Raw genomic sequence first — 25461 nt, 5'->3', positions numbered from 1 at the left:
TCACCTACCTACCTGTCCGGTGCGGTTGATCAGCGTGTCGAGCATCTGGTCGATGGCGGTCATCATGCGGCCCGCACCCTCGTAGGCGCGCTGGTACATCAGCATGTTCGACATCTCCTCATCGAGGCTGACGCCGGAGACCGACTGGCGGGCGCCGTCGGCGTTCTGGCTGATGGCCGCGTGCACCGTCACCTGGTTCTGCGCCGAGGCGGACGCGACGCCGGTGGCGGCGACGAACGCGCTCCAGCGGGCGTCGGCGCCGGTCGTGGACGTCGCGAGCTGGCCGATCTGGTCAGCGATCGAGCTGTCGAGACTCGGTGTGCCGGACGGATTCGCGACGGCGGCGCGCACCTTGCGCGGGTCGGTGAACGCGACGGCGAGCGTGGACGCCGTCGTCCCGGTGAAGAACGCACCCGGGGCGCTGGAGTCACCGTCGAGGTCCTGACCGGTCGCGTGGATGGCGTTGACGGTCGACCCCAGCGTCGACGCCACCTGGTCGTAGCCGGCTGCGGCGTCCGGGTAGGTCGACCGGAGCGAGTCGACGAGGCCACCGAGCTCGCCGGAGGTCAGCGTCGCGGCCGCGCCGTTGGTCCACGTGAGCTTCAAAGGGGCGGACGACAGCGAGTCGATCGAGGTGCCGTCGGCGACCTGGAGGGCGTACGCCTTCGTCGACGACACGATCGTGACGCCGCTGACCGAGAGGCTGACGGTGCCGTCGTCGTTCGCCGTGCTGCGTGCCCCGACGAGCTCGGAAAGCCGCAGCACCATCTGGTCGCGCTGGTCGATGAGCTCGTTCGCCGGGTCACCGCTCGCACCGGCGATGCGGATCTTGTCGTTGAGGGCGGCGACACCCTGGGCCGTGGTGTTGACCTCGGTCGCGAGCGTGTCGAGGTGGCTACGCGTGTCGGTGTAGGCGGCGTCGAGCGCGTCGCGTCCGCGGCGCAGTGTGCCGGCCACCGACGTCGCGTTGCTCATCACGGCCTGGCGCGCGGGGATGGAGTCGGGGGCGTTCGCGAGGTCCTGCCACGAGCTCCAGAAGGCCGCGAGGTCCTTCGACAGTCCGGTGTCGGACGGCTCACCGAGGATGTTCTCGATCTGGCTGAACGCCGTCGCCTGGGCCTGTGTGTACGACGCGTTGGCGTGCGCGTCGCGCTGCCGGGCGTCGACGAAGACGTCGGCCAGCCGGCGCAGCGAGTCGACCGTGACGCCGCTGCCGACGCGGTCGATGAGCGCGCTCGCGTTGAAGCCGACCTGCGACGGCGTTCCGAGCGCCGCGAGCTCCGCCCGCTGGCGGCTGTAGCCCGCGGTGTTCGCGTTGGCGATGTTCTGGCCCGTCACGGTCAGCCCGGCGCGCTGTGCCATGAGGGCGTTGAGGGCCGTGCTGAGCCCCGAGAACGTGCTGCTCATCGTCGCCTCACAGCGCCCGGTCGATGACTCGGGTGGACGGCGTGGGGCGGCTCTTGCGGCCGTCGGGGGAGTACGTCTGCGCCGCGTGCGTCTCGACGCCCATGAGGGCTTCGCGGCTGGTGCGCGCGGCGGTGCCGAGCAGCTCGCGGTTGGACTTGGAGATGCTGCTGATCTCGTCGGTGAGCGACAGGAACGCCTGGCGGTGGTCGCGCAGGATGTCGTCCCACGGCGCGTCGGCGGCGTCGGCCAACGCGGTGAGGCTGGGGCCGGGCAGCAGGCCCAGCTCGGCGGCCAGCTCGTCGACGGCGACGGCGCGCGCCAGCTCGGCGCCGCGAATCTGCTCGATGATCATCTCGACCTCGCGCGTGGCGTGGGCAAGCCAGCGGGTGCGCCCGCTCGCGAGTACGAGCTGCTCCTCCTCGAGCTTGAACAGCAGCAGCTCGAGGAGCTCGCGCTCGGTCCACAGGACCGTCGAGACCTCTGCAAGGCCCATCGGACTACCTCCCGCCGGAGCACCTCTCCGTCTGACATCTCATCGGCTGCACAGACTGTGACCTGAGGTAATCACCCACACCGCTCTTCTGGACGCTACAGGTCACGCGATGCCAGGACGAAGACCGTTGCATGCAGCCGCGCGATCCGTCCTCGTCCACCCCAGGGCTGGAGGACCGCACCTCCGACGCGCCGCTCGACGACTCGCAACGCGACCTGGTCCGCCAGCACCTTCCGGTGGTGGGCTACCTCGTGTCCGAGATCCTCGGGCGGGTGCCCCAGCACGTGCAGCGTGACGACCTCGTCTCCGCCGGCCAGCTCGCGCTGGTGAAGGCGGCGCGTGCGTACGACGCGTCGACCGGCGTCCCGTTCGGGCACTACGCCCGCACGCGGATCCGCGGTGCGCTGGTCGACGAGCTACGAGCCGCCGACTGGGCCACCCGTTCGGTCCGCAGCCGCGCCCGCTCGATGGCGCGCGCCGAGGACCGGCTGGCCGCCGAGCTCGGCCGCTGGCCGAGCGACGCCGAGCTGGCGCGTGAGCTGGAGGTCGACCTGGCTTCGGTGTCGTCGGCGCGCACCGACCTGCACCGCAGCGTCGTCGTCAGCCTCGACCAGCTCGTCGAGAGCACCGGCTCGGCCGACGAGCACCTGTCTCCCGGCATGCACCAGGTGGACGCCGGTCAGTACGTCGTGCAGGCCGAGCGCATCCGCTACCTCACGGCCGCCGTGCAGGCGCTGCCCGAGCGGCTGCGCGTCGTCGTCGAGCAGTACTTCCTGGGCGAGCGGCCGATGGCCGAGATCGCCGCCCAGCTGGGCGTCACCGAGTCGCGGGTGTCGCAGCTGCGCGCCGAGGCGCTCACGCTGCTGCGCGACGGCATGAACACCCACCTCGACCCCGAGAAGGTGGCCGTGCCCGAGCGTCCCGACGGCGTGGTCGCCCGCCGGCGGAGCGCCTACTACGCGCAGGTGGCGGCCTTCGCCGCGGCGAAGGTGCCGGCCCAGCGAGCGGGCGAGCCGGTCACCGACCTCACCGGCGACGTCACCCTGACGGCCTAACCAAAAACCCTCAGCCCCACCGCCGACCCGCCGAACTGGCGGGTGGCAGCCCACGGACGGGCGCCGTCCAGAAACTCACGGAGGAGCAAGCATCATGGGTCTTCGGATCAACCAGAACATCGCGGCGCAGAACGCCTACCGCAACCTGTCGGTCACCGACGGGCAGATGAGCAAGTCGCTGGAGAAGCTGTCCAGCGGCTTCCGCATCAACCGCGCGGCTGACGACGCCGCTGGCCTCTCGATCTCCGAGGGCCTGCGTTCGCAGATCGGTGGCCTGAAGGTCGCCGTCCGCAACGCTCAGGACGGCATCAACGTCGTGCAGACCGCTGACGGCGCCCTCAACGAGAGCACCGCGATCCTGCAGCGCATGCGTGACCTGGCTGTGCAGTCCGCGAACGGCAGCAACGACTCGAACTCCCGTGGCGCCATCAACGAGGAGGCCAAGGCGCTCAAGTCCGAGCTCAACCGGATCTCGGACAAGACGACGTTCAACAACGTCAACCTGCTCGACGGCTCGTTCGCCAAGGACTTCCAGGTCGGCTACCAGGGCGGCGACACCATCAACGTCGCGGTGGCCTCCGGTGGTGCGGCCGTCACGGCCTCTGGGGCCACGAAGGCGTCCACGACGAGCAGCGCAGCCAGCGCGCTCAACCAGGACTTCAGCGCCGCGGGCAACGCCCTCGTGGTGAAGTACAAGGTGGACGGTGGCGCCGAGCAGACGTTCACCTACTCGACCGACCAGTCGGCTGCGGCCGACAGCGACGCGGCCGGTACTGCGATCGCCACGGCTCTGGGTGCGGCGTCCGGCCTGGACGCGACCTACGACGCTGCCACGCAGAGCTTCACGCTGACCTCGGCGGGGACGAACGACGGGGCGACCTCCACCCTGGAGATCACGTCGGTCGACAACGGCGCCTCCGGTGCGGCCTCCGGCCTCACCACCGGCACGTCCACGGGTGCCGAGGCCATCGCCGCCAGCAACAAGGACTCGTTCGGCGCGGGTGGCCTGGGCCTGAACTCGGTCGACCTGTCGACCCAGAGCGGCGCCACGTCGGCGATCGCGAGCATCGACAGCGCCATCAAGACGGTGTCGACCGCTCGTGGCAAGCTCGGTGCTCTGCAGAACCGCTTCGAGCACACGGTGAACAACCTCAACGTCACCGTGGAGAACCTGTCGGCGTCGGAGAGCCAGATCCGCGACACCGACATGGCTCAGGAGATGACCCAGTTCACCCGGGCGCAGATCCTGCAGCAGGCCGGCACGTCGATGCTCGCCCAGGCGAACTCGTCGCAGCAGTCGGTGCTCAAGCTCCTCGGCTGAGNGGGTCCCTCAGGACCCGCCCGCCTTGCGTCACCGACCAGGAAGCGAAGGAGGCGACGTGGCGACCACCGTCGACGGGCTGATCAGCGGCCTGGACACCACCGGCATCATCAGCCAGCTGATGCAGGTCGAGGCCGTGCCGCAGAACCGCCTCAAGACCTCACTCACCACCGAGCAGTCCGCGCTGAGCGCGCTGCAGTCGGTGAACACCCGCTTCTCGAGCCTGCAGAGCGCCGCGGAGAAGCTGCAGCAGGCGGCCACCTGGGGTGCGGCCAAGGCCAGCTCCTCGTCGAGCTCCGTCACAGCGACCGCCGCCTCTGGCGCGCTCGGTGGCTCGGTGACCTTCTCGGTCACCCAGCTCGCGGCGGCCCAGTCGAGCATCAGCGGCCAGACGTTCTCATCGCTCACCGACACCTCAGCGATCACCGACCCGGGCCTCGAGTTCCACCTCGGCTCCGGATCGACCGCCAAGACCGTCGCCGTGCACAAGCCGGCCGACGGTTCGCTGCAGTCCCTGGTCAACGCCATCAACGGCACCAAGGACGCCGGCGTCCGCGCCGCGGCCGTCCAGGTGTCGCCCGGCCAGTACCGGCTGCAGCTCACCGCCACCTCGACCGGCGCGGCGAACACCTTCGCGCTGGCGCGCGCGGACGGTCAGCCGCTCACGAGCCTGTCGTTCAGCGACGTCACCACCGCCCAGGACGCTGTGCTCCACGTCGGCGACCCCACGTCGGGCTACGACATCACCTCGGCGAGCAACACGATCGAGGGTGTGCTGCCAGGAGTGACGCTCAAGGTCACGGGCAAGGTCAGCGACGTCACCGTCAACGTCAACACCGACACCTCGTCGATCGCAGACGCAGTGCAGGCACTCGTCACCGCCGCCAACCTCGCGCTCACGGGCATCTCGAACGTGAGCTCGCAGGGGACCATGGGTGCCGATGGCAAGCGCACCGGCGGCGGCGCACTTGCCGGCGACAGCCTCATGCGCCAGCTCACCAGCCAGCTGCTCAGCAAGGTCACCTCAGGTGTCGGCGGGACGTCGTTGTCGACGGTCGGGATCGGCGTCAACAAGGACGGCATCATCACCTTCGACCCGGCCAAGTTCACCGATGCCCTGGCCGCAGACCCGGTTGGTACGCAGGCGAAGTTCACGACCGCGGCCACGGGCGGTACCGGTTTCGCCGACACCGTGCAGGCACTGGCCAAGTCCGCGAGCGACAGCACCGGAACCATCGCGAGCGCGATCGACGGGCGCAACTCGACCATCAAGACCCTCACCGACCGCATCTCCGACTGGGACGTCCGGCTGGCCAGTCGCAAGGAGGCCCTGCAGCGCCAGTACTCGGCGCTCGAGATGGCGCTCGGCAAGCTCAAGAACCAGTCGACGTGGCTGGCTGGGCAGATCAACCAGATGAGCAACACCGGAGGCTCCCAGTGACGTTGCCCACCTACGGCACCAACCAGGCCTACCAGCGCGCCGCGGGCCGCTACGGGTCCGAGGCCGCCGCCACCGCCTCTCCGGCCAAGCTCGTCGTCATGCTCTACGACCGGCTCGTGCTCGACCTCGCGCGTGGCCGGCAGGCGCAGCTCGACGGTGACCGCGAGGCCGCGAACGAGCAGCTCGCCCACGCGCAGGACATCATCGCCGAGCTGCTGTCGAGCCTCGACGTCGACGCGTGGGAGGGCGGCGCCGGTCTGGCCAGCCTCTACCGCTGGCTGATTCGCGAGCTCATCGCGGCCAACGTTCAGCTCGACCCGCAGCGCACCGCTGGGTGCCTCGCCGTCGTCGAGCCCCTGCGTGACGCGTGGACCGAGGCGCTCACCAAGGGTGCAGGGGCACCCGCGGCCGCGCCGCTCATCGGTGCGACGGCCTGACGTCGTGCACCTCGCCGAGCAGGACGACGACGAGCGCAGCTGGCGCGCCGAGTGGGAGGCCGCTCTGACCCTGCTCGACCTCGACCTCGACGCCGCGGAGGCGCTGCTCGCCGCGTCGCGGGGCGGCCCCACCGCGGGTGCCGTCGAGGCGCTGGGTTCGTGGACCCCGCCCGCCGGACTCGGCCGGCTGCCGGAGTCGTTGCAGGAGCGGGCCGAGGCTGTCCTCGCTCGCCAGCTGCGAGTCATCGAGGACGTCGCGCAGGCCGCCGTGCGGTCGCGCCAGCAGCTCGAGCTGAGCCGCCGCATGGCGCCCTCGCAGCCCACCCCGCCGCTCTTCGTGGACGCCGCGGTCTGAACCGCTGGCCGTCGCGCACCGTGATGGCATCGCTCACGGTGACGGCTGCTGAGCCAATCGGGGAAACGTGAAAACGGTTGTCCTGCAGGGCTCAAGTGGTGACGCACAGCGACGAAGGAACTAGCGAGCACGGATCGCTCACCCCCGGCCACGGATTGGCCTGACGCCTCGGCGACCCCTTGGGTGGTAATCCGTGTTCAACGACGTCACGAGCGTGGCGCTGCACAGCGCGTTGACCGGCCTGTCGGCCCGGCAGCGAGCCATCGCGGACAACATCGCGAACGTCCAGACGCCTGGCTACCACGCCACGCGCGTCAGCTTCGAGGACGACCTGCGTCAGGCGGTCGAGTCCGGTAGCGGCTTCGCCTCGCCGGTGGCCCAGACCTCGCTGGAGCCCACGCGGCTCGACGGCAACAACGTGAACCTCGACACCGAGACGCTGAGCAGCGTCGACACGAACCTGCGCTACCAGCTGACGCTGCGCGCCGTCGACCACGACTTCAGCATCCTGCGCGCGTCGATGAAGGCCGTCTGATGCCGATCTTCGAGGCGCTCGGGATCGCGCAGTCTGGCGTCGCCGTCTACCGCAAGTGGCTCGACGCGGTGAGCGACAACATCGCCAACATGAACAACGTGACGTCGACATCGCAGGCCGCGTACCAGCAGAAGTCCATCATCGCGACGGCGATGGACGAGGGCGTGCAGGTCGGCGGCGTGGCCCTCGGCAGCGCCCAGGGCCGGCTCGTCTACGACCCGACCCACCCGCTCGCCGACGCCGGAGGCTACGTGCGTTACCCCGACATCGACCTCGGCCAGCAGATGGGCCAGCTGATCATGGCCCAGCGCGGGTACCAGGCGAACCTCAGCGTCGTCGACCGCGCTCGCGAGGCCTACCAGGCCGCGCTGCAGCTGGGTCGTGGCTGATGAGCGTCCCCGCGATCGGCGCGGCTTCGCTCGCGTCGGCGGTCTCGCTGCCCACGGCGGGCGCCGCCGGCGCCACCGCGTCGGCAGCCACCGACGGCAGCGGCTTCGCGCAGGCGCTCGCCGGTGGTCTGCAGAACGTGCAGGACGTCCAGTCGCACGCTGACCAGCTCGGCGTCCAGGCCGCCACGGGCGACCTCAAGGACGTCCACGACTACATGATCGCCGCGACCCAGGCTGAGCTCACCACCGAGCTCACGGTGACGCTGCGCAACAAGGCCCTCGAGGCGTTCAACGAGATCATGAGGATGCAGGGCTGATGCCTCGAGCGATGAACCAGACGCTGCAGCGTCTGCAGAAGCAGCTTGCCGCCTTCACGGTGGCCCAGCGCGTCATCGGCGTGCTGCTGCTCGTCGGTGTCGTGATCGCCGGCCTGGCGTTCTTCCGCTGGGCCAGCGCGCCGACGTACGCACCGCTGTTCAGCAACCTCGCGGGCTCGGACGCCAGCGCGATCGTCGACAAGCTCGACGGTGACGGCGTGAAGTACAAGCTCGCGGACGGCGGCAGCACCGTGCTCGTGCCGAACGACGTGGTCTACACCGAGCGCGTCAAGCTCTCGGGCGCCGGGCTCCCGGCGTCGAGCGAGGGCGGCTACTCGCTGCTCGACCAGCAGGGCGTCACCGCGTCGCAGTTCCAGCAGCAGGTGACCTACCAGCGGGCCCTCGAGGGCGAGCTGGCCAAGACGGTGCAGGCCATCGACGGGGTCAGCACGGCGGTCGTGCACCTCGCGATCCCGGCCAAGGACGTCTTCCTCGACGAGCAGAGCAAGCCGAGCGCCTCGGTGCTGGTCGGCATGAAGCCCGGCGTCCAGCTGAACGACCAGCAGGTGCAGTCGGTCGTCCACCTCGTGGCCTCGAGCATCGAGGGCATGAGCCCCGAGGACGTCACGGTCGTCGACGGCAAGGGCAACCTGCTGTCCACCAAGGGTGGACCGGGCTCAGTGGGCGTCGGCGGCACCAGCCGCGACCAGATGACCGCCGACTACGAGTCGCGTCAGGCGTCGCAGCTGCAGTCGGTGCTCGACAAGATCGTCGGCCCCGGTCGCGCTGTGGCGCAGGTGAACGCGACCCTGCAGTTCGACACCATCGACACCACCACCGAGCGCGTCTACACCGACCCGCAGGCCAAGCCCCTCGCCACGACGACCACCAAGGAGACCTACTCCGGCGGTGGCGGCGCGGCCAGTGGCGTGCTCGGCACCGACAACATCGCCGTGCCCAGCGGCAGCAGCGGCACCGGCAAGTACGACAAGACCACGACGACGACCAACAACGCCGAGTCGAAGGTCACCGAGAAGAAGAGCGCGACGCCCGGAAGCGTTGTGCGGCAGTCGGTCTCCGTGGTCGTCGACACCAAGGCGACCGGCGTCGACCTCACCAAGCTCGAGAGCGCCATCAGCACGGCCGCCGGCATCGACACCACCCGTGGTGACACGCTCAACGTCACCAGCCTGCCGTTCGACACGAGCACCGCCAAGACCGCGGCCGCCGAGCTGAAGAAGGCCGAGGCGGCGCAGCAGAAGGCGCAGCTGATCGGCTGGGCCAAGCAGGCGCTCATCATCCTGGGCATCGCGGTGCTGCTGTTGCTCATCTGGATGTCGCGCCGCAAGAAGCGCGGGGCGGTTTCGGCCGAGGAGCTCGTCCGACTCGACCTCATGGAGCAGCGCGAGGCCGCGCTCGCCCTGCCGGGTCAGCGCCGCGCGATCGACGGGGCGGAGCAGGTGCCGGCTCTCGAGGCGGCCGGCGGCGCTGCTCCCGTGACGCCGCAGCGACGTAAGGACGACGTGCTCGCGCTCGTGGAGCGCCAGCCTGACGAAGTGGCCGAGCTGCTGCGCGGCTGGCTCGCGGACCGCCGGAGCTGAGCGCCATGACGACTCCCGCCGACGCCCTCACCACCGCCATGACCAGCCCCGCCACGCCCGTCCCGGCGATCCCGCCGCAGCCCAACGCCGCCGCGTCCCTCACCGGAGCGCAGAAGGCCGCAGTGCTCATCATGCAGCTCGGCCGCGAGCACTCCGCGCCCGTGCTGTCGCAGCTTCGCGAGGCCGAGATCGAGGAGGTCGCGACCGAGATCGTGCGCCTGCGCTCGGTGCAGGCCGACGTCGTCGACGCCGTCCTGCGCGAGTTCCAGGAGGCCGTGGGCACCGGCCACACCGGTGCGGGTGGCGGCGTCGAGGTGGCGCACGACCTGCTCGCAGCGTCGTTCGGCGCCGAGCGCGCGTCAGCGGTCATCGACCGGCTCGCCAAGGCCCACGCCACGGACGCGTTCGCGTTCCTCGCCGACGCCGACCCGCGGACGCTCGTCAACTTCCTCAGCGGCGAGCACCCCCAGGTGATCGCCGTGGTGCTCGCACACCTGCAGCTCGACCAGTCGTCGGTGATCCTCTCCGGCCTGCCCGCGGAGACGCAGGTGGAGGTGGCGCACCGGATCGGCACGATGGAACGCACCAATCCCGAGATGGTGCGCGTCGTCGCGGAGGTGCTGGAGCGCCAGACCTCGACGGTGCTGACGCCTGGCCGCAACGCCGCCGCTGTGGGCGGGGTGCAGCCACTTGTCGACCTCATCAACCGGGCCGACCCGGCCACCGAGCGCATCATCCTCGAGAACCTCGAGCGCAAGGACGCCGCGCTGGCCGAGGCCGTGCGCGCCAAGCTCTTCGTCTTCGAGGACATCACCACGCTGGAGGACCGCGGCGTGCAGCTCGTGCTGCGTCAGGTCGAGACCGGAGACCTCGCCGTGGCCCTCAAGGGCGTCACCGAGGTCGTGCGCGAGAAGGTGCTCAGCAACGTCTCGGAGCGCGCCCGCGAGAACCTGCTCGAGGAGATCGAGCTGCTCGGCCCGCAGCGGGTCTCGGCGGTCGAGGAGGCACGGGCGAAGGTCGTGCAGGTGATCCGCTCGCTCGAGGAGAGCGGTCAGATCATCCTGCGCCGGGGGAGTGACGATGACTTCGTCAGCTAGCCCGCGCCAGTTCGCGCCGCTCTCAGCAGGCGGCGTCGACGTCCGAGACGAGCGCCAAGCCGCCCGGGCGCTGGGCTATGCCGAGGGGTGGTCAAGTGGCAGCCGGGCGGCTGCGGCTCAGGCCGAAGCCGTGCAGGAAGCGCTGGTGCAGCAGCACGAGCGAACGGCCGCAACGGCGCAGGCCGCCGTCGGCACCGCGATCGCCGCACTCGACCGTGCAACGTCCCAGCTGCTGCAGGCCGTGGCGCCGACGGTGGACGACGTCGCGGACGCCGTGCTCGACGCGGCGCTCGCGCTGGCCCGCGTGATCGTGGGAGCCGAGCTCACCGTGGTCGACGCCGCGGCTCAGTCGGCGCTGCGGCGAGCGCTGCGCCCGCTGCCGACTGACACCCTCGTCACGGTGCGGCTCAACGGTTCTGACCTCGCGCTGCTCGACGACGTCATCACTCGTACGCCGACCGGCGACCTCTTCGAAGGCCATCAGGTGCGACTCGTCGCCGACCCGTCGGTGCGCCCCGGCGACGCCGTGGCGGAGCAGGCCGGGTCCGTCGTCGACGCCACGATCGAGGCCGCGTTCGCACGCGCGGTCGAGGTGCTGCGCGGCGGAGCTGACTCATGAGCACCGCCCTGGCCGGCCGCCTGGCCGACGCCCTCGTGGCTGCTGCGCCGCAACGGGTCGGGCGGATCAGCGCCGTGGTCGGTCTCGTCGTCGAGGTCGTCGGCGTCGACGCTGCCGTCGGCGACCTCGTGCTGCTCGCGTCGACCAACGGCCTGGACGGCGTCCCCGCCGAGGTCGTCGGCATCGCCCGCGACCACCTGCGCTGCATGCCGTTGGGGGAGATCGACGGTCTGCGCGCCGGTGACCGCGTCATCGCCACCGGCGACGGTCTGCGCGTGCGCGTCGGCGCGGAGCTGCTGGGACGAGTGCTCGACGGGCTCGGCCGTCCCGCTGACGGCGGCCCCGCGGTCGCCGGCGAGCTGCTCGGTGTGAACCACCGGGCGCCGGACGCGCTGTCGCGTCAGCTGGTCGACTCCCCGGTCTCGCTCGGTGTGCGGGCCCTCGACACGCTCGTGCCGGCCGGCCGCGGTCAGCGCCTCGGCATCTTCGCCGGCTCTGGTGTCGGCAAGTCCAGCCTGCTGTCGATGATCGCGCGCGGCACCAGCGCCTCGGTGAGCGTCCTCGCCCTGGTGGGCGAGCGAGGCCGTGAGGTGCGCGAATTCGTCGAGGGCGACCTCGGTGAGGCCGGCCTGGCCCGCTCGGTGGTCGTCGTGGCGACGTCGGACGCCCCCGCCGTCACGCGTCTGCGCGCCGCGTTCGTGGCCACCCGCATCGCCGAGTGGTTCCGCGACGGCGGGCTCGACGTCCTGCTCATGATGGACAGTCTCACCCGCGTGGCCATGGCCCAGCGCGAGATCGGCCTGTCGAACGGCGAGCCGCCGGCCACGCGCGGGTACCCGCCGTCGACGTTCGCGCTGCTTCCCCGGCTGCTCGAGCGCGCCGGCCCGGCTGCGTCCGGCACCATCACCGGCATCTACACCGTGCTCGTCGACGGCGACGACCACAACGAGCCGATCGCCGACGCCGCCCGGTCGATCCTCGACGGGCACATCACCCTCTCGCGCCGCCTCGCGACGGCCGGCCACTTCCCGTCCATCGACGTGCTCGAGTCGGTGTCGCGAGTCGTCGGCGCCGTCACGACGCCTGAGCAGCGTGCGGCCGCGACGCTGCTGCGGCGCGTGCTCGCCGCTCACCGCGACGCGCGCGAGCTCATCGAGGTCGGCGCCTACGCCGCCGGCAGTGACCCGGACGTCGACGCCGCCGTCACGCACTGGGACGCCGTGAACGCCTTCCTGCGGCAGCCCATCGACGAGACAGTCGCCTACGAGTCGTCGTGGGGCCACCTCTTCGCGCTCGTCAACGCTCTCGTCGAGGCAGGAGCCCGCGCATGAGCCGGTTCAAGCTGGCAGGTCTGCTGCGCGTGCGCACCGTGCAGGAGGAGCAGGCCCGTCGCGACCTCGGCAGCGCGCAGGTGCAGCTGCGCCGAGCTGGCGAGCAGATGCGACAGCGCCAGCAGACGCTGGCCTCGGCGGGCGCACCCGCGGGCGGTTCGGCGTCCGTGTTCCTCGCCCAGCTCGCCACCCGCACCAGTCTGGCCGCCGCGGTGGCTGAAGCCGCGGCGCTGCGTGAGCTGTCAGAGAGCGAGCTCGGCTACGCGCGCGACCAGTGGCTGCACGCCCGGATGCGCGCCCGCGCGGTCGAGCGGCTCTCGGAGCGCCACGCCGTCGAGGAGCAGCTCGCACTGGGCCGGGCCGAGCAGGCGGCGAGCGACGACCTGGCAGGCGCTCGGCACGCAGCGGCCCGAGTGCTGCGTGAGCGAGGGCAGGCATGAGCGACCTGTCCGTGCTGTCGCGCATCGACGAGATCCGCACGACCATCGCCCAGCTCGCACCGCCCCAGGTCGCGAACCTCGCCGGCGCGTCCGGTGCGGCGAGCGGCGGCCGCGACTTCGCGGCCACGCTCGCGGCGGCTCAGAGCACCGACGGCGCCACCGGGGGAGTGCCCGTCGCCGCAGACTCCGGCGGCACGACGTCTCTCGGTGCGCTCGCGCCGTCGAGCGGTCAGCGCGGACGACCCGACGGTGACGCGGTCGTGGCTGACGCGCGACGCTACCTCGGCGTGCCGTACCGCTGGGGCGGCACCGAGCCGGGCTCGGGCCTGGACTGCTCCGGGCTGGTGCAGCGCGTGTTCAACGACCTCGGCGTCTCGTTGCCGCGCACTGTGGCGCAGCAGAAGGACGTCGGCACCGCCGTGCCGTCGATGGATGCGGCGCGTCCCGGCGACCTGCTGGTGTTCGGCAACCACCACATCGGGATCTACGTCGGTGACGGCAAGATGCTCGCCGCCCCGAAGACGGGCGACGTCGTGAAGATCCAGTCGGTGTACGACACGCCTACTCGGATCCGCCGGGTCCTGCCCGCGGCCGATGGTGTGGCCGGTCCGGCCGTCGTCGGGGACGCGCGGCCGTCGGCGTTGCGCGTCGGTGCCTCGCGCTCCACCGACTTCGACGGGCTGTTCGCCGCGGCGACTTCGCGCTACGGCCTGCCGGCCGGCTTGCTGCGCGCCGTGGCGCAGGCCGAGTCGGGGTTCGACCCCTCAGCCGTGAGCCGCGCCGGCGCGGTGGGACTCATGCAGCTCATGCCGGGCACCGCCCGAGAGCTGGGCGTCGACGCCCGAAACCCCGCACAGGCCGTCGACGGCGCGGCCCGGCTGCTGCGGCGGCACCTCGATGACTTCGGGTCGGTGCCGCTCGCACTGGCCGCCTACAACGCCGGACCTGGCGCGGTGCGCAAGTACGACGGCGTGCCGCCCTTCGCCGAGACGCAGGCCTACGTCCGCCGCATCACCTCGACCATGGAGACCGCCCGATGAGCGCCACGAGCTCCGTCCCAGCCGCAGCCGCGACGGCACCTGCTCCCACCCCCGCGGCTCGCCGTGCGGACCCACGAGGGGGCGGCGACCACTTCGAGCGCGAGCTGGCGACCGCCCGTCGCGACGCCCCGGGCTCGCGCGAGTCGCGGCCCGAGCGCACCGGCGGCGAGCGCCCTGAGCCGCTTCGCCCGACTCGGCGTGAGCGGTCGACCGCTACGCGCTCGGACGCGGCCGCCTCGGATGCCGGGCGCACAGAGGGTTCGCGCGCCGAGCAGAGCGGCCCGTCGAGCGATGCGGCGGCCACTCCCGACGTGCAGGCGACGCAGGCGACAGACCCTGCGGCGGCCGGCCTGGCAGCGCCCACGATCGCCCAGGACGCTGCCGGCGCGAGCGTCGTCCCGTCCGAGGCACCGGCCGTCCAGGTCGCCGTGGCGTCGGCCGCGGTCGCCGTCCCGACCGCCGGTGCGGTCACGACCGCGGTGTCCGGCTCGCCGGCCGTGGCCGGCGTCGAGCAGACGGACGCCACCGACGCCCCCTCGGCCGCTGCCGGGTCGGTGTCGGCCGGCGTCGGGCCGACTCCGGCGACGGCCATCGCGGCCCCTACCGGTCGTCACGACGGCGCCGCAGCCGCGCCGACCACCGCGTCGGACGGCGCCGTGATCGCTGCCGCTCCCGCTCACGGCGCGCGCACCGCCACGCCGGCGTCAGCTGCGCTCCCCGCGGCGACCGCTGGTGCCGGCGCGACCCCTCCGGCCCCCAACGCGTCCGGTACGGCCGCTCCCTCCGCCGTGAACGTGCCGTCGACGAAGGACACGGCCCTCGAAGGGCCGACGTCGGTGCCGCAGGGCGCGACGAGTGCTGCGGCGTCTGCGATGCAGCCGTCCACCCAGCAGCCCGCGCCGGCCGTGGCGACCCCGAGCGCCAACGCCACGACGACTGCGGCGCCACCTGTTCCGTCCGCCGCGACGCAGCTGCTCACGGCCCAGCTGGGCCCGCGAGCGCTGGCTGCCGCGGTGGCCGCGACGACGTCGGGCCTGCACACGATCAACGTGCAGCTGCGTCCCGCCCAGCTCGGCACGGTGCAGGTCACGGCGACGATGAACGCCCAGGGCCTGACGGTGCACCTGCACGCCGCGACTGACGCCACGCGCGAGGTGCTGCGCTCCGCCCTGTCCGACCTGCGCGCCGACCTCACCGCAGGTGGGGTGAACGACCTCGCGTCGCTCGACGTCTCCGACCACGCGCCCGACCAGCAGGCGTGGGGCCACCCGGGGGAGGGCACCCCCCGCGAGGCTGCCCGACCGGATGCTCGCGCCCCCCTGTCCGTCGCCGCCCCGGAGGCGCTCGCCGTCCCGCGCCTCCTCCCGACCGCCCACGACCGTCGCGTCGACCTGCGGGTCTGACCGCCCCGACCTGCCCGCCACCTGGAGACCCTCGTGACCGACCCCATCACCTCGAGCCCGCTCGTGACGCCGATCAGCCAGCTGATGCAGACGTCGGCGGCGCCGTCGGACAAGACGTCCCTCGACAAGGACGCCTTCCTCAAGCTCCTGGTGGCGCAGCTGCGCTACCAGGACCCGTCTTCGCCCGTCGACAGCAGCCAGTTCATGGCGCAGACCGCGCAGTTCACGCAGGTCGAGAAGCTCGAGCAGATGGCCAAGGACTCCACCGCCGCCCTGTCGCTGCAGCAGGGCCTGGCCGCCAGCAGCCTCGTCGGCAAGCAGGTCTCGTGGGTCGATACCGACGGCACAGCGCACCAGGGCGTGGCCGTGGCCGCGACCTTCGGCGGCAGCCTGTCGAGCGAGCCGACGGTGAAGGTCGGTGACCGGCAGGTGCCGCTCTCACAGATCACCACGGTCCAGGCGGGCGGGTGACCTGCCGATAAGCCCTCGAACCCCCCGGTGGCCTCCGCAGCCGCCCAGCATGGATGCGATCTCCCAGGCGCACGGACGCGCCGGATCCCCGCTCGACCCCTTCAGCACCAGCGGTTCCGCCCTCACCGCGGCCGCCCTCTAAAGGAGCAACCATGCTGCGTTCTCTGTACTCCGGCATCAGCGGCCTGCGGGCCAACCAGACGATGATGGACGTCGTCGGCAACAACATCGCCAACGTCAACACCGCCGGGTTCAAGACCTCCAACACGGTCTTCCAGGACACCCTCAGCCAGCTGGTGCAGGGCGCCAGCGCCCCCACCGGTGCGCGCGGCGGCACGAACCCGGCGCAGATCGGTCTCGGCGTGCGCGTCGCGGCGATCACGACGAACTTCAACCCCGGTGCCGCGCAGAGCACCGGACGCAGCTCCGACGTCATGATCCAGGGCGACGGCTTCTTCGTGGAGCGCTCGGGCAACCAGCAGCTGTTCACCCGCAACGGCGCCCTGAGCTTCGACGCGACCGGCCGCCTTGTGGGCCCGGACGGCGGCATCATCCAGGGGTGGATGGCCGACGCCGCGGGCGCCATCAACACCAACGGGCCCGTCGGTGACCTCTCGATCCCGCTCGCCTCGACCCTCGCGCCGCAGGCCACCACGACGGTGAAGCTCTCGGGCAACCTGCCCGCCGACGGCGCGATCACCTCGCCGCAGACCTCCGTCGACGTCTACGACGCGCAGGGCGTCGCGACGACCCTGCAGGCGTCCTTCAACCGCACGTCCAACACCACCTGGGACGTCAGCCTGTCGGACGGCACCACCACCTCCACCAGCACGCTGACCTTCGGTGCGTCCGGTGCGACGCCCACGCCGGCCAACATGACGTTCAACGGCGTCACCGTCGACCTGTCGCAGCTCACGGGGTACTCGGGTCTCAGCACGCTCGCGGTGCAGTCGGCTGACGGCTCGGCGGCGGGCACGCTGCAGGGCTTCGCGATCGGCAGCGACGGTGTCATGACAGGCACGTTCTCCAACGGCCTGACCCGCCCGCTCGGCCAGCTCGCGGTCGCGACCGTGACCAACCCGGCCGGCCTCAGCAAGGCCGGCAACTCCGCCTACGTCGCGTCGCCGAACTCCGGCACGGTGCAGTTCGGCGCGGCCGGCACCGGCTCGCGCGGTGCGCTCGCCGGTGGTGCGCTCGAGATGTCGAACGTCGACCTCGCGGCCGAGTTCACCAACCTGATCGTCGCCCAGCGCGGCTTCCAGGCGAACTCGCGCATCATCACCGCCGGCGACGAGATCCTGCAGGACCTCGTCAACATCAAGCGCTGATCTCGCACCCTTCTCTGGCAGATACCCGCCAAGCTCCGGCTGCGGCGCCCACTCCGGGCGCGCTCGCACCGGCGCTTGGCGGGTATCTGCGTGTCACGGCCGCGCGCCGGTAGTCAGTGAGGGAAGCCTCAGGAGCCGGTCCAGGCGGCCGATGAGGTGGATGAGGGACCCACGGACGGGTCGCCGCCGCACTTCCAGGGACGGATCTCGTGATACAGCTCACTCGTCTGAACGGGCCCGGGTTCGCACTGAACCCTGACCTGATCCAGCGGGCGGAAGCGACGCCCGACACCGTCGTGACCCTCGTCGACGGCACGAAGTACGTCGTCGCCGAGACGGTCGAGCAGCTCATGCAGCGCGTGCTGACCTACCGCGCCTCCGTCGTGGCGCTCGCGCAGCACCTGGCCGACGGTTCGGGCGCCGAGCCCGACGACGTCTCGGAAGACGCGGCTGCCACGACCTCGACGCGGGACGGCGGTGCCATCGCCCAGCCGGTGCCGCTGCACTCGCGCAGGAGGCACTGATGGATCCGCTGACGATCGTCGGCATCGCCGCCGCCTTCGCCGCCATCTTCACGACCATGATCCTCGAGGGGGGCAGCCCGGCGGCGATCTTCCTGCTGCCGCCGCTGATCCTCGTCTTCGTCGGCACGTTCGGCGCCGGTATCGCGGGCAGCCTGCTCAGTGACGTCAAGGCGTCGCTCGCCGCGTTGAAGACCGCGTTCCTCGGCAAGCCGCCGAGCCCGGACGGCACCGTCCAGACGCTCGTGAAGCTCGCCGAGAGCGCACGCCGCGAGGGTCTGCTCGCGTTGGAGTCCGCCGTCCAGGACGTCGACGACCCGTTCCTGCGAGAGGGTCTGCAGTCCGCGATCGACGGCGCCGACCCCGAGGAGCTGCGCGAGATCCTCTTCGCGCAGATCGACACCCGTCGCGCCGCCGACAAGCAGGCCGCCAAGCTGTTCGGGGACATGGGCGGGTACGCGCCCACGATCGGCATCATCGGCACGGTGCTCGGCCTGGTGCACGTGCTGGAGAACCTCAGCAAGCCCGACCAGCTCGGCCACCTCATCGCCGGCGCGTTCGTCGCCACCTTGTGGGGCATCCTCAGCGCCAACGTCATCTGGCTGCCGATCTCCAACAAGCTCAAGCGCGTCTCCGAGGTGCAGTGCCACCAGATGGAGCTCGTCGTCGAGGGAGTGCTCGCCATCCAGTCGGGCACCAGCCCGCGCGTGGTGCAGCAGAAGCTGCAGAGCTTCCTGCCTCCGCAAGCCGCCCAGAAGGAGGCCGCCTGATGTCGCGCGGCGCAGGACGCCGGCGAGGGCACGAGGAGGAGCACGAGAACCACGAGCGGTGGCTGGTGTCGTACGCCGACATGATGACGCTGCTCATGGTGCTCTTCGTCGTCCTCTTCGCGATCGGCCAGGTCGACCAGCGCAAGTTCGCCATGCTGAAGGAGGGCCTGTCACAGGGCTTCGGCGCGACGGCGAACGTGCCCATCAGCGGCGGCAAGGGCATCTCCGAGATGGACGGCGCGGCGCCGTCACCGGTCGACATCGCGCTGGGCATGGGCATCAAGTCCAACGAGAACCAGGGCCAGCAGTCGTCCGGCAACCGCGACTCCAGCAGTGGGGGGACGGCCAGCAACCTCGGCGGCACCACGCCGCTCAAGGGGACGGCGGCCCAGGCGGCCGCGTTGCGTGAGGTGCAGCGGCTCGCCGACGTCGAGCGGCGCATCCGTGCGGCGCTGAAGAAGCACGGGCTGCAGGATGACGTGCGGTTCAAGGTCACCGAGCGCGGGCTCGTCGTCGCGCTCGTCTCCGACGACGTGTTCTTCGAGAACGCCAGCGCCGACCTCCGCCCGCGCGGCCGTCTGGTGCTGCAGGCAGTCGACCCCACGATCCGGGGACTGCCGAACGCGATCGCGGTGGAGGGCCACGCCAACCACCTGACGATCACGTCAGGCATCTACCCGACGAACTGGGAGCTGTCGGGAGCCCGGGCCGCAGGCGTCGTGCGCTGGCTGGCGGGATCTGGCGGCATCTCGGCCCAGCGGCTGTCGGCCACCGGCTACGGGTCGTCGCGTCCGCTGTACCCCGCGAGCGACCCGCGATCGATCCGGTTCAACCGCCGGGTCGACCTGGTGCTCGTGAGCAACCAACCACCCGAGGTCAGGGCGCTGCTGCCGCGGCTCGCGCCCAGCCTCTCGAACCTGTGAGCACACCATGGCCAGCACCGAGGAGCGCATCGTGAGTGCCACCACCTTGACGTCCGCCCCTGGCGGCAAGACCGCCCAGGGCGCCGACGCTCGCGCCGGCACCGAGGGCAAGACCAAGAAGCCGAAGCTGAAGAAGCTGCTGGTGCTGGTCGTGCTCGTGGTCGTCGCCGGCGGCGCCGCCTGGTTCTTCCTGCTGCGTGGTGGCTCGGCGTCCGCCGCACCGAAGAAGCCCGAGAAGGGCGCCGTCGTGCCCATCGACGCGATCAACATCAACCTGGCCGACGGTCACTACCTCAAGTTCGGCTTCGCGCTGCAGCTGAAGAAGGGCGCGAAGGCCGAGCTCGACCCGAGCGAGGCCCTGTCGATCGCCATCGACCAGCTGACCGGACAGTCGATGGAGAAGCTGTCGAAGACCGAGGAGCGCCGCAAGGCGGTGGAGCACCTCACGACCGCGATCGAGAAGGCCTACGGCGAGGAAGTGATCGGGCTGTACCCGACCACCCTCGTCATGCAGTAGCGGCGTCATGCAGTAGCTGCGTCGCGGAGCCGACTGCGGCGCGGCTGCCGACCCATCTGGTGACCCATTCGGCGTAAAGCGACGGCGCGAGCCTGCCGATAGCAGGCACATGCCCTCGAACAGCACTGCCGAGCCTGCCGTGAGCGCGGGCCACCCCGGCGGGATCGAGCCGCAGCCGTACGACTTCCGTCGTCCTACCAAGCTCGCGCGCGAGCACGGGCGGCTGCTCGAGATGGTCTACGAGACCGTCGCGCGTCAGTGGGGGACGGTGCTCGGCTCGGAGATGGGCGCCCAGTGCCAGGTGGTCTTCGAGAGCGTCGAGCAGCGCAGCTACGACGACTACGTCAGCAGCATGCCCTCGCCCAACCTCATGGCGGTCTTCGTACCGGAGCCGCACACCGGCGCCGGCTTCCTGCAGCTCTCGACGCAGACAGGGTTCGAGGCGATCGAGCGCATGCTCGGTGGCAGGGGCGGCGAGCAGCCCGTGCGCATCCCGACGGAGATCGAGACGCAGCTGATCCTGCGCGTCGCCGAGCGTCTGCTCGGTGAGCTGCGCTACGGGTTGGCCGCGGTGACCGAGATCGCGCCCGCGCTGAAGTCCTTGGAGTTCAACCCCCAGTTCGTCCAGGTGGCTGCCGCCACCGACCTGTACATCGTCGCGACCTTCAGCATCAAGATCGGCGACTCCAGCGCCTCTGCGTCGGTGGCTCTGCCCGCGCCGGTGCTCGTGGTCCGGACGAGCGACTCCAGCTCGGGCGACGACCCCGCCGCCCGCGCGGCCCGGGCGCGCGACCGCGGTGCCATGGTGCAGGCCGTCGGCGACGTGCCTGTCGACGTCGTGGTGCGCTTCGTGCCTCGATCGATGCCGACGGCACGCCTGCTGGAGCTGCGCGAGGGTGACGTGATCCGGCTCGACCACCCGGTCGACCGGCCGCTCGACGTCGTCTCGGCCGGCGTCGTGTGCGCCCGCGGCGTCGCGGGCGCCCACGGCGCCCGCGCCGCCTGCCTCGTCACCGACACCGTTCTCACCGGTGTCGCCTCAGTCGTCTCCGCCGCAACGTCCACGTCGTCCGGGACCGCTTCGGCGCCCGGGTCGGTTCTGCCTGGAAGGGCCACCTCATGACCAGCACCACCTCCGTCGAGCACGACGTCGTCGCCACCGCCCAGCGCGTCGCCGACCTCCTGCCCACCGCCAGCCCGCTGTCGGTCGGCACGGTCGCCGGCGTCGATGCCGCGGCCGCCACCGTGCCGCCGGACGCCGTCGCCGTGCACGCCGAGGTGCTGGGGGAGCGCCCGGGCACCGTGGTGGTCGTCGTCGACACCAGCCTCGCCGCGGCGCTCGCCGAGTCGCCCATGGGTCCGCTGCCCCTCGCCGACGCGCTGCGTCCGGCGCTGGAGGCGCTGCGCGGCGCGCTCGGTGTTGGCGCGCTCGGCTCCGTGAGCCAGACCGACGCCGCCGGGATGGTGGCGCTGCTGCAGGGTCGCGACGCAGTCGTCGTCCCGCTGAACGATGCCTCCGGTCCGGCAGCCTGGCTGGCGTTGGCTGCGGCGTCCGGCAGCGACAGCGCCCCGGCTTCGGTTGCGGCGCAGCCGTTCTCGGGCGCGGGACTCGACCTCCTGCAGGACGTCGTGATGGAGCTCAGCGCGGAGCTGGGCCGCACCACGATGACGGTGCGCGAGCTGCTCAACCTCCAGCCGGGTGCCGTCGTCGAGCTCGACCGCCTCGCGGGCAGCCCGGCCGACCTGCTCGTGAACGGCCGGCTCATCGCCCGGGGCGAGGTCGTCGTCGTCGACGAGGACTACGCCCTGAAGATCACCGAGCTGGTGTCGAGCTCGTTGCCCGGCCGCGGCTGATGGAGCTGCTCGTCCAGCTCGGCCGCGTCATCCTGTCACTGGTCGTCGTCCTGGTCCTGCTGTGGGTCGCCGCCCGCGCCCTGCGCAAGAACCAGCGCCGGTCGATGCAGGGCGTCGAGGTCGAGGTCCTGGCTCGCCAGCCGCTCGCCCAGCGCTCATCGGTGGCGGTCGTGCAGGTGGGAGACCGCGCGCTCGTGCTGGGCGTCACCGAGAGCCGCGTGGAGCTGCTCGCCGAGGCACCGTTGGCATCGGTGTTGGCGGCTGCTCCCGTCGAGGAGCCGCCGGCGTCGGCCGACGACGACGAGACCTCAGCGACCTCCCTGACCATGGTGCGGCAGCGCCAGCCGGTCGCCACGGGTGGCCTCGCCGGCTCGGCACTGTCGCCGGCCACCTGGGCCAAGGCCCTCGACGCCGTGCGTGAGATGACGGTGCGCCGGTGACCGCGAGAGCACGAGCCGCTGCTGTCACGCTGCTCGCCGGGCTCGTGTGCGCCCTGGGACTCGCGCTCGCGACGCCGGCGTCGGCCGCCACGTCCCCGCCCACCAGCGTCGTCGCGGTCTCGACCCCGAAGCCGCCGACGTCGCCGGTGAAGCCCTCGGCGCCGTCCGGGGGAGGCGTCAGCATCCAGATCGGTGGCACCGGCACGGACGGGCAGAAGCCGTCGAGCTCGATCGTCATCATCCTGGCCATCACGGCCCTGTCGGTGGCGCCTGCGCTGCTGCTGCTCACCACGAGCTTCACCAAGATCTTCGTGGTGCTCAGCATCACCCGCAACGCCCTCGGCCTGCAGTCGACGCCGCCGACGCAGGTGCTCGCGGGCCTGGCGCTGTTCCTGACGCTGTTCGTCATGAGCCCGGTGCTGACGAAGGTCAACCACGACGGCATCCAGCCCTACCTCAAGGGCGAGCTCACGCAGTCGCAGGCGTTCGACGCCGGCAGCAAGCCGCTGAAGTCGTTCATGGTGTCGAAGACGCGCCCCGAGGAGCTCGCCCTCATCACCAAGGCGGCGAAGCTGCCCAAGCCCAAGAACGCCGCCTCGGTGCCGCTCACGACGCTCGTGCCGGCGTTCGTGCTGTCCGAGCTGAGGTCGGCGTTCGTCATCGGCTTCCTGGTGTTCGTGCCCTTCCTCATCATCGACCTCGTGGTCTCGGCAGCGCTGATGTCGCTGGGCATGATGATGTTGCCGCCCGTGACGGTGTCGTTGCCGTTCAAGCTGCTGCTCTTCGTCCTCGTCGACGGCTGGGGACTCATCGTCCAGTCGCTCGTCGCGAGCTACCGGTGACGCCATGAAGGACTCCACCGTCATCGAGATCGCACTGCAGTCGATCCTGCTTGCCGCCAAGCTGGCCGCACCGATCCTGCTGACCGCGCTCGCCGTCGGCTTCGGGATCTCGCTGTTCCAGTCCGTCACCCAGATCCAGGAGGCCACGCTCAGCTTCGTGCCGAAGGCGATCGCGATCGCCGTCGTGATCGTCGTCAGCGGCAACTGGATGCTGCACGAGCTCGTGAGCTTCACGACGCAGCTCTACGAGCAGATCCCCGCGATCCTGCAGAACGGCTGACCCGTGGCGCTGGACCTCCCCGCCGAGCTGCTCCTCACCGTGCTCCTGGCCGCGATGCGGGCCGGTGCGTGGCTCGCGATCGCGCCACCCTTCTCGAGCCGGGCCATCCCGCGCACCGTGAAGGGTCTGCTGTCGGTGGCGATCGCCCTGCCGGTCGTGGCCGGGTCCCAGACGTCCGTGCCGTCGCTCGAGACGGCCTCCGTGGTCTCGGCGATGGTGCTGCAGCTCCTGGTCGGTGCGGCTCTGGGGTTCCTGTGCCTCCTGGTGTTCACGGCGGTGCAGGCCGCGGGTGACCTGCTCGACGTGTTCGGAGGCTTCTCGTTGGCGTTCGCGTTCGACCCGTTGAGCCAGCAGGGAAACGCGGTGTTCGGCCGGTTGTTCCAGCTGCTGGCGACCACGTTGCTCATGGCGTCCGGGGCGTACCTCATCGTCCTGCACGGGTTCCTGCGCAGCTACGACGCGGTGCCGCTGGACGCCGGTCTCGACCTCACCACGCTGTCGCGGGTGCTCACCTCCGGGCTCGGCCAGCTGATGCTCGCGGCGCTGCAGATCGCGGCGCCGTTGCTCGCGATCCTGTTCCTGGCCGACGTCGCGCTCGGCCTGCTCACCCGGGTGGCCCCGGCGCTCAACGCCTTCGCGCTCGGCTTCCCGTTCAAGATCCTGCTGACGCTGGTGCTGGTCGGTACGACGATCGCCGCGCTACCCGAGGTGGTCAGCCGCTTGGCTGACACGGCCGGCTCTTCACTCGTGAGGCTGGTGGGCGGGTGAGCGGCGAGAAGACCGAGAAGCCGACACCGAAGCGGCTCAAGGAGGCGCGGCGCGAAGGGCAGGTGGCGCGCACTCCGGACGTCGGCGCGTGGCTGGGCATGCTGGCTGCCACGTACCTGGTGCCTCGGGCTGCGCGCTCGGTCAGCGACGTGGTCGTGGGGCTGCTCGTCGGTGCCGGATCCGCGATGTCGGACCCCACGCCGGAACGTGCCGTGGCGTTGCTGTCGAAAGGCCTGCGCGACGGCGCCATGACGCTGTTGCCGTTGGCGCTGGGTCTGCTGCTGATCGGCGTCGTCGCCTCGGCGGCTCAGGGCGGTATCCACCCGGCCACCAAGAAGCTGAAGCCCAGCTTCAAGAGCCTCAACCTCGTCAAGGGAATCAAGCGACTCGTCGGCCTGATGACGTGGTGGGAGGCCGGCAAGATCCTCATCAAGACGGCGGCGCTCGGCCTCGTGCTGTGGGCCGTGGTGGAGGGCGTGGTCCCGCAGCTGGCTGCGGCCACCGACGCTCCCTTGATGTCGACCCTGCAGATCACCGGCGGCAGCATCCTCAGCCTGGTGCGCGCGAGCATCCTCGTCGGTCTGGTGATGGCGGTCGCCGACTACGTCGTCAAGCGGCGCCACATCAACAAGCAGATCCGCATGTCGCGACACGACGTGATGCAAGAGCACAAGCAGTCCGAGGGTGACCCGCACGTCAAGGGACACCGTCGGTCGCTGCAGCTCGCGATGAGCCGCAACCGCATGATGGCCGACGTCGCGTCAGCCGATGTCGTCCTCGTCAACCCGACGCACGTGGCGGTCGCGCTGCGGTACCAGCCGGGTACCGGCGCGCCGCGAGTCGTGGCCAAGGGCGCGGGAGCGGTCGCGGCGGCGATCAGGCAGCGGGCCAACGACGCGCGCGTTCCGCTGGTGCAGGACATCCCGCTGGCTCGGGCGATCCACGGCGCGTGCGAGGTCGGTCAGGAGATCCCGGCGGAGCTCTATGCCGCCGTGGCCCGTGTGCTGGCCTTCGTCATGGGACTGAAAGCCAGGGGAGCGGCTGCCGGATCGCACGTGTCGCCCAACCCGGGTGCCGCGGTGCCGGTCTGAGGGTGGAGCCGGCGTCGCTCGCGGCTTCCACAGTTGACGAAGTGGGAGTGGTTGTCCACAGACCTCTTGCGGGGCAGCGCGTCTGTCGGTGGTGGTGCGTAGGTTTGTCGCATGACGAATCGTGCGGACAGCGGCGGCGCGACAGCGCTGGACGTCGTGCTGTCCGGCCTCGAGGAGGTCTTGGACCGCCTCAGTGCGCTGCCGTTGTGGCAGCTGCCCGACCCGGCGTTGAAGGCGGTGGCGGCCGCGCTGGACCGGGCGCGGCGCCGCAGCCAGGGCCAGATCCTGCGCGTGTTGGGTGAGGTCGACGCCCGCGGGATCCCCGGGCAGGACGGCACCCGGACCTCCGGTGCGTGGCTGCGTTCGGTGGTGCCC

At 71.3% G+C, this 25461-nt stretch carries 30 protein-coding genes and 1 pseudogene; 29 read left to right on the top strand and 2 right to left on the bottom strand.

Features of this window, described 5'->3' with window-relative positions; all coding sequences use genetic code 11:
• The gene (flgK, locus tag ASD06_RS00155) at positions 1-1407 is read right to left on the bottom strand and encodes a flagellar hook-associated protein FlgK (RefSeq protein WP_056671645.1); all 1407 of its coding nucleotides are present in this window, start codon (positions 1405-1407) and stop codon (positions 1-3) included.
• Positions 1408-1414: 7 nt separating this feature from the next.
• Entirely contained in the window at positions 1415-1900 is a 486-nt protein-coding gene (gene flgN, locus ASD06_RS00150; protein WP_056671641.1) for a flagellar export chaperone FlgN, read from the bottom strand.
• Between the two features lie 131 nt (positions 1901-2031).
• Between flgN and ASD06_RS00145 the strand changes: the two genes are divergently transcribed.
• The 29 genes and pseudogenes from ASD06_RS00145 to ASD06_RS19050 form a co-directional block, all read left to right on the top strand.
• A complete protein-coding gene (locus ASD06_RS00145) occupies positions 2032-2955 on the top strand; it encodes a sigma-70 family RNA polymerase sigma factor (RefSeq protein WP_082537545.1) in 924 nt (307 codons plus the stop codon).
• 94 nt (positions 2956-3049) lie between these two features.
• Positions 3050-4276, top strand: a complete 1227-nt coding sequence (locus ASD06_RS19810) for a flagellin (RefSeq protein WP_056671639.1) — start codon at positions 3050-3052, stop codon at positions 4274-4276.
• Between the two features lie 58 nt (positions 4277-4334).
• Entirely contained in the window at positions 4335-5717 is a 1383-nt protein-coding gene (gene fliD / locus ASD06_RS00135; protein WP_056671636.1) for a flagellar filament capping protein FliD, read from the top strand.
• Positions 5714-6154, top strand: coding sequence for a flagellar export chaperone FliS (gene fliS / locus ASD06_RS00130; RefSeq protein WP_235502145.1), 441 nt, complete (start codon positions 5714-5716; stop codon positions 6152-6154). The genes fliD and fliS overlap by 4 nt, the downstream gene beginning before the upstream one ends.
• Positions 6141-6509: a hypothetical protein gene (locus ASD06_RS00125; RefSeq protein WP_056671633.1), complete on the top strand. Its 369-nt coding sequence runs from the start codon at positions 6141-6143 to the stop codon at positions 6507-6509. The genes fliS and ASD06_RS00125 overlap by 14 nt, the downstream gene beginning before the upstream one ends.
• 193 nt (positions 6510-6702) lie before the next feature.
• The gene (locus ASD06_RS00120) at positions 6703-7044 is read left to right on the top strand and encodes a flagellar basal body protein (protein WP_056671630.1); all 342 of its coding nucleotides are present in this window, start codon (positions 6703-6705) and stop codon (positions 7042-7044) included.
• On the top strand, positions 7044-7433 hold the full coding sequence (locus ASD06_RS00115) for a flagellar basal body rod protein FlgC (protein ID WP_056671627.1): 390 nt from the start codon (positions 7044-7046) through the stop codon (positions 7431-7433). Before ASD06_RS00120 ends, ASD06_RS00115 begins: the two co-directional genes overlap by 1 nt.
• A complete protein-coding gene (gene fliE / locus ASD06_RS00110; RefSeq protein ID WP_056671624.1) occupies positions 7433-7750 on the top strand; it encodes a flagellar hook-basal body complex protein FliE in 318 nt (105 codons plus the stop codon). The genes ASD06_RS00115 and fliE overlap by 1 nt, the downstream gene beginning before the upstream one ends.
• A complete protein-coding gene (gene fliF / locus ASD06_RS00105) occupies positions 7750-9351 on the top strand; it encodes a flagellar basal-body MS-ring/collar protein FliF (RefSeq protein WP_082537544.1) in 1602 nt (533 codons plus the stop codon). Before fliE ends, fliF begins: the two co-directional genes overlap by 1 nt.
• 38 nt (positions 9352-9389) lie before the next feature.
• On the top strand, positions 9390-10448 hold the full coding sequence (fliG, locus tag ASD06_RS00100; RefSeq protein WP_056672825.1) for a flagellar motor switch protein FliG: 1059 nt from the start codon (positions 9390-9392) through the stop codon (positions 10446-10448).
• Complete coding sequence (locus tag ASD06_RS00095; protein ID WP_082537543.1) at positions 10432-11067, top strand: FliH/SctL family protein; 636 nt, start codon at positions 10432-10434, stop codon at positions 11065-11067. Before fliG ends, ASD06_RS00095 begins: the two co-directional genes overlap by 17 nt.
• Positions 11064-12398 carry a FliI/YscN family ATPase gene (locus ASD06_RS00090; protein ID WP_056671614.1) on the top strand — a complete coding sequence of 445 codons (1335 nt, stop codon included), beginning with the start codon at positions 11064-11066 and terminating at the stop codon, positions 12396-12398. Before ASD06_RS00095 ends, ASD06_RS00090 begins: the two co-directional genes overlap by 4 nt.
• Complete coding sequence (locus ASD06_RS00085; RefSeq protein WP_056671611.1) at positions 12395-12838, top strand: flagellar FliJ family protein; 444 nt, start codon at positions 12395-12397, stop codon at positions 12836-12838. Before ASD06_RS00090 ends, ASD06_RS00085 begins: the two co-directional genes overlap by 4 nt.
• Positions 12835-13878 carry a transglycosylase SLT domain-containing protein gene (locus ASD06_RS00080; RefSeq protein WP_056671608.1) on the top strand — a complete coding sequence of 348 codons (1044 nt, stop codon included), beginning with the start codon at positions 12835-12837 and terminating at the stop codon, positions 13876-13878. Before ASD06_RS00085 ends, ASD06_RS00080 begins: the two co-directional genes overlap by 4 nt.
• A complete protein-coding gene (locus ASD06_RS00075; RefSeq protein WP_056671605.1) occupies positions 13875-15281 on the top strand; it encodes a flagellar hook-length control protein FliK in 1407 nt (468 codons plus the stop codon). Before ASD06_RS00080 ends, ASD06_RS00075 begins: the two co-directional genes overlap by 4 nt.
• Positions 15282-15314: 33 nt before the next feature.
• Positions 15315-15752 (top strand): flagellar hook assembly protein FlgD, encoded by a 438-nt coding sequence (locus tag ASD06_RS00070; protein ID WP_200941759.1) that lies wholly within the window; start codon positions 15315-15317, stop codon positions 15750-15752.
• A 152-nt stretch (positions 15753-15904) separates the two neighbouring features.
• The gene (locus ASD06_RS00065; RefSeq protein WP_056671602.1) at positions 15905-17080 is read left to right on the top strand and encodes a flagellar hook protein FlgE; all 1176 of its coding nucleotides are present in this window, start codon (positions 15905-15907) and stop codon (positions 17078-17080) included.
• Between the two features lie 209 nt (positions 17081-17289).
• The gene (locus ASD06_RS00060) at positions 17290-17604 is read left to right on the top strand and encodes a flagellar FlbD family protein (RefSeq protein ID WP_056671599.1); all 315 of its coding nucleotides are present in this window, start codon (positions 17290-17292) and stop codon (positions 17602-17604) included.
• Positions 17604-18371, top strand: a complete 768-nt coding sequence (locus ASD06_RS00055; RefSeq protein WP_056671597.1) for a flagellar motor protein — start codon at positions 17604-17606, stop codon at positions 18369-18371. The genes ASD06_RS00060 and ASD06_RS00055 overlap by 1 nt, the downstream gene beginning before the upstream one ends.
• Positions 18371-19294, top strand: coding sequence for a flagellar motor protein MotB (locus tag ASD06_RS00050; RefSeq protein ID WP_056671592.1), 924 nt, complete (start codon positions 18371-18373; stop codon positions 19292-19294). Before ASD06_RS00055 ends, ASD06_RS00050 begins: the two co-directional genes overlap by 1 nt.
• 31 nt (positions 19295-19325) lie before the next feature.
• A complete protein-coding gene (gene fliL / locus ASD06_RS00045) occupies positions 19326-19811 on the top strand; it encodes a flagellar basal body-associated protein FliL (protein ID WP_200941758.1) in 486 nt (161 codons plus the stop codon).
• A gap of 139 nt (positions 19812-19950) precedes the next feature.
• Complete coding sequence (locus ASD06_RS00040; RefSeq protein ID WP_162248016.1) at positions 19951-20934, top strand: flagellar motor switch protein FliM; 984 nt, start codon at positions 19951-19953, stop codon at positions 20932-20934.
• On the top strand, positions 20931-21665 hold the full coding sequence (gene fliN, locus ASD06_RS00035; RefSeq protein ID WP_056671584.1) for a flagellar motor switch protein FliN: 735 nt from the start codon (positions 20931-20933) through the stop codon (positions 21663-21665). Before ASD06_RS00040 ends, fliN begins: the two co-directional genes overlap by 4 nt.
• The gene (gene fliO, locus ASD06_RS00030; RefSeq protein WP_056671581.1) at positions 21665-22105 is read left to right on the top strand and encodes a flagellar biosynthetic protein FliO; all 441 of its coding nucleotides are present in this window, start codon (positions 21665-21667) and stop codon (positions 22103-22105) included. Before fliN ends, fliO begins: the two co-directional genes overlap by 1 nt.
• Positions 22102-22947 (top strand): flagellar type III secretion system pore protein FliP, encoded by an 846-nt coding sequence (gene fliP / locus ASD06_RS00025; protein ID WP_056671578.1) that lies wholly within the window; start codon positions 22102-22104, stop codon positions 22945-22947. The genes fliO and fliP overlap by 4 nt, the downstream gene beginning before the upstream one ends.
• A 4-nt stretch (positions 22948-22951) precedes the next feature.
• Positions 22952-23227 carry a flagellar biosynthesis protein FliQ gene (fliQ, locus tag ASD06_RS00020; protein WP_056671575.1) on the top strand — a complete coding sequence of 92 codons (276 nt, stop codon included), beginning with the start codon at positions 22952-22954 and terminating at the stop codon, positions 23225-23227.
• 3 nt (positions 23228-23230) lie between these two features.
• Positions 23231-23995 carry a flagellar biosynthetic protein FliR gene (locus tag ASD06_RS00015; protein ID WP_082537542.1) on the top strand — a complete coding sequence of 255 codons (765 nt, stop codon included), beginning with the start codon at positions 23231-23233 and terminating at the stop codon, positions 23993-23995.
• Positions 23992-25086: a flagellar biosynthesis protein FlhB gene (locus ASD06_RS00010; protein WP_056671572.1), complete on the top strand. Its 1095-nt coding sequence runs from the start codon at positions 23992-23994 to the stop codon at positions 25084-25086. Before ASD06_RS00015 ends, ASD06_RS00010 begins: the two co-directional genes overlap by 4 nt.
• A gap of 111 nt (positions 25087-25197) precedes the next feature.
• Positions 25198-25461: pseudogene (locus ASD06_RS19050) on the top strand (hypothetical protein); the annotation flags it as partial.

It is taken from the genome of Angustibacter sp. Root456, from assembly GCF_001426435.1.
Taxonomy (GTDB): Bacteria; Actinomycetota; Actinomycetes; order Actinomycetales; family Angustibacteraceae; genus Angustibacter.
The sequence above is the reverse complement of the archived record's forward strand: the minus strand, read 5'-3'. Positions and strand labels throughout refer to the sequence as shown.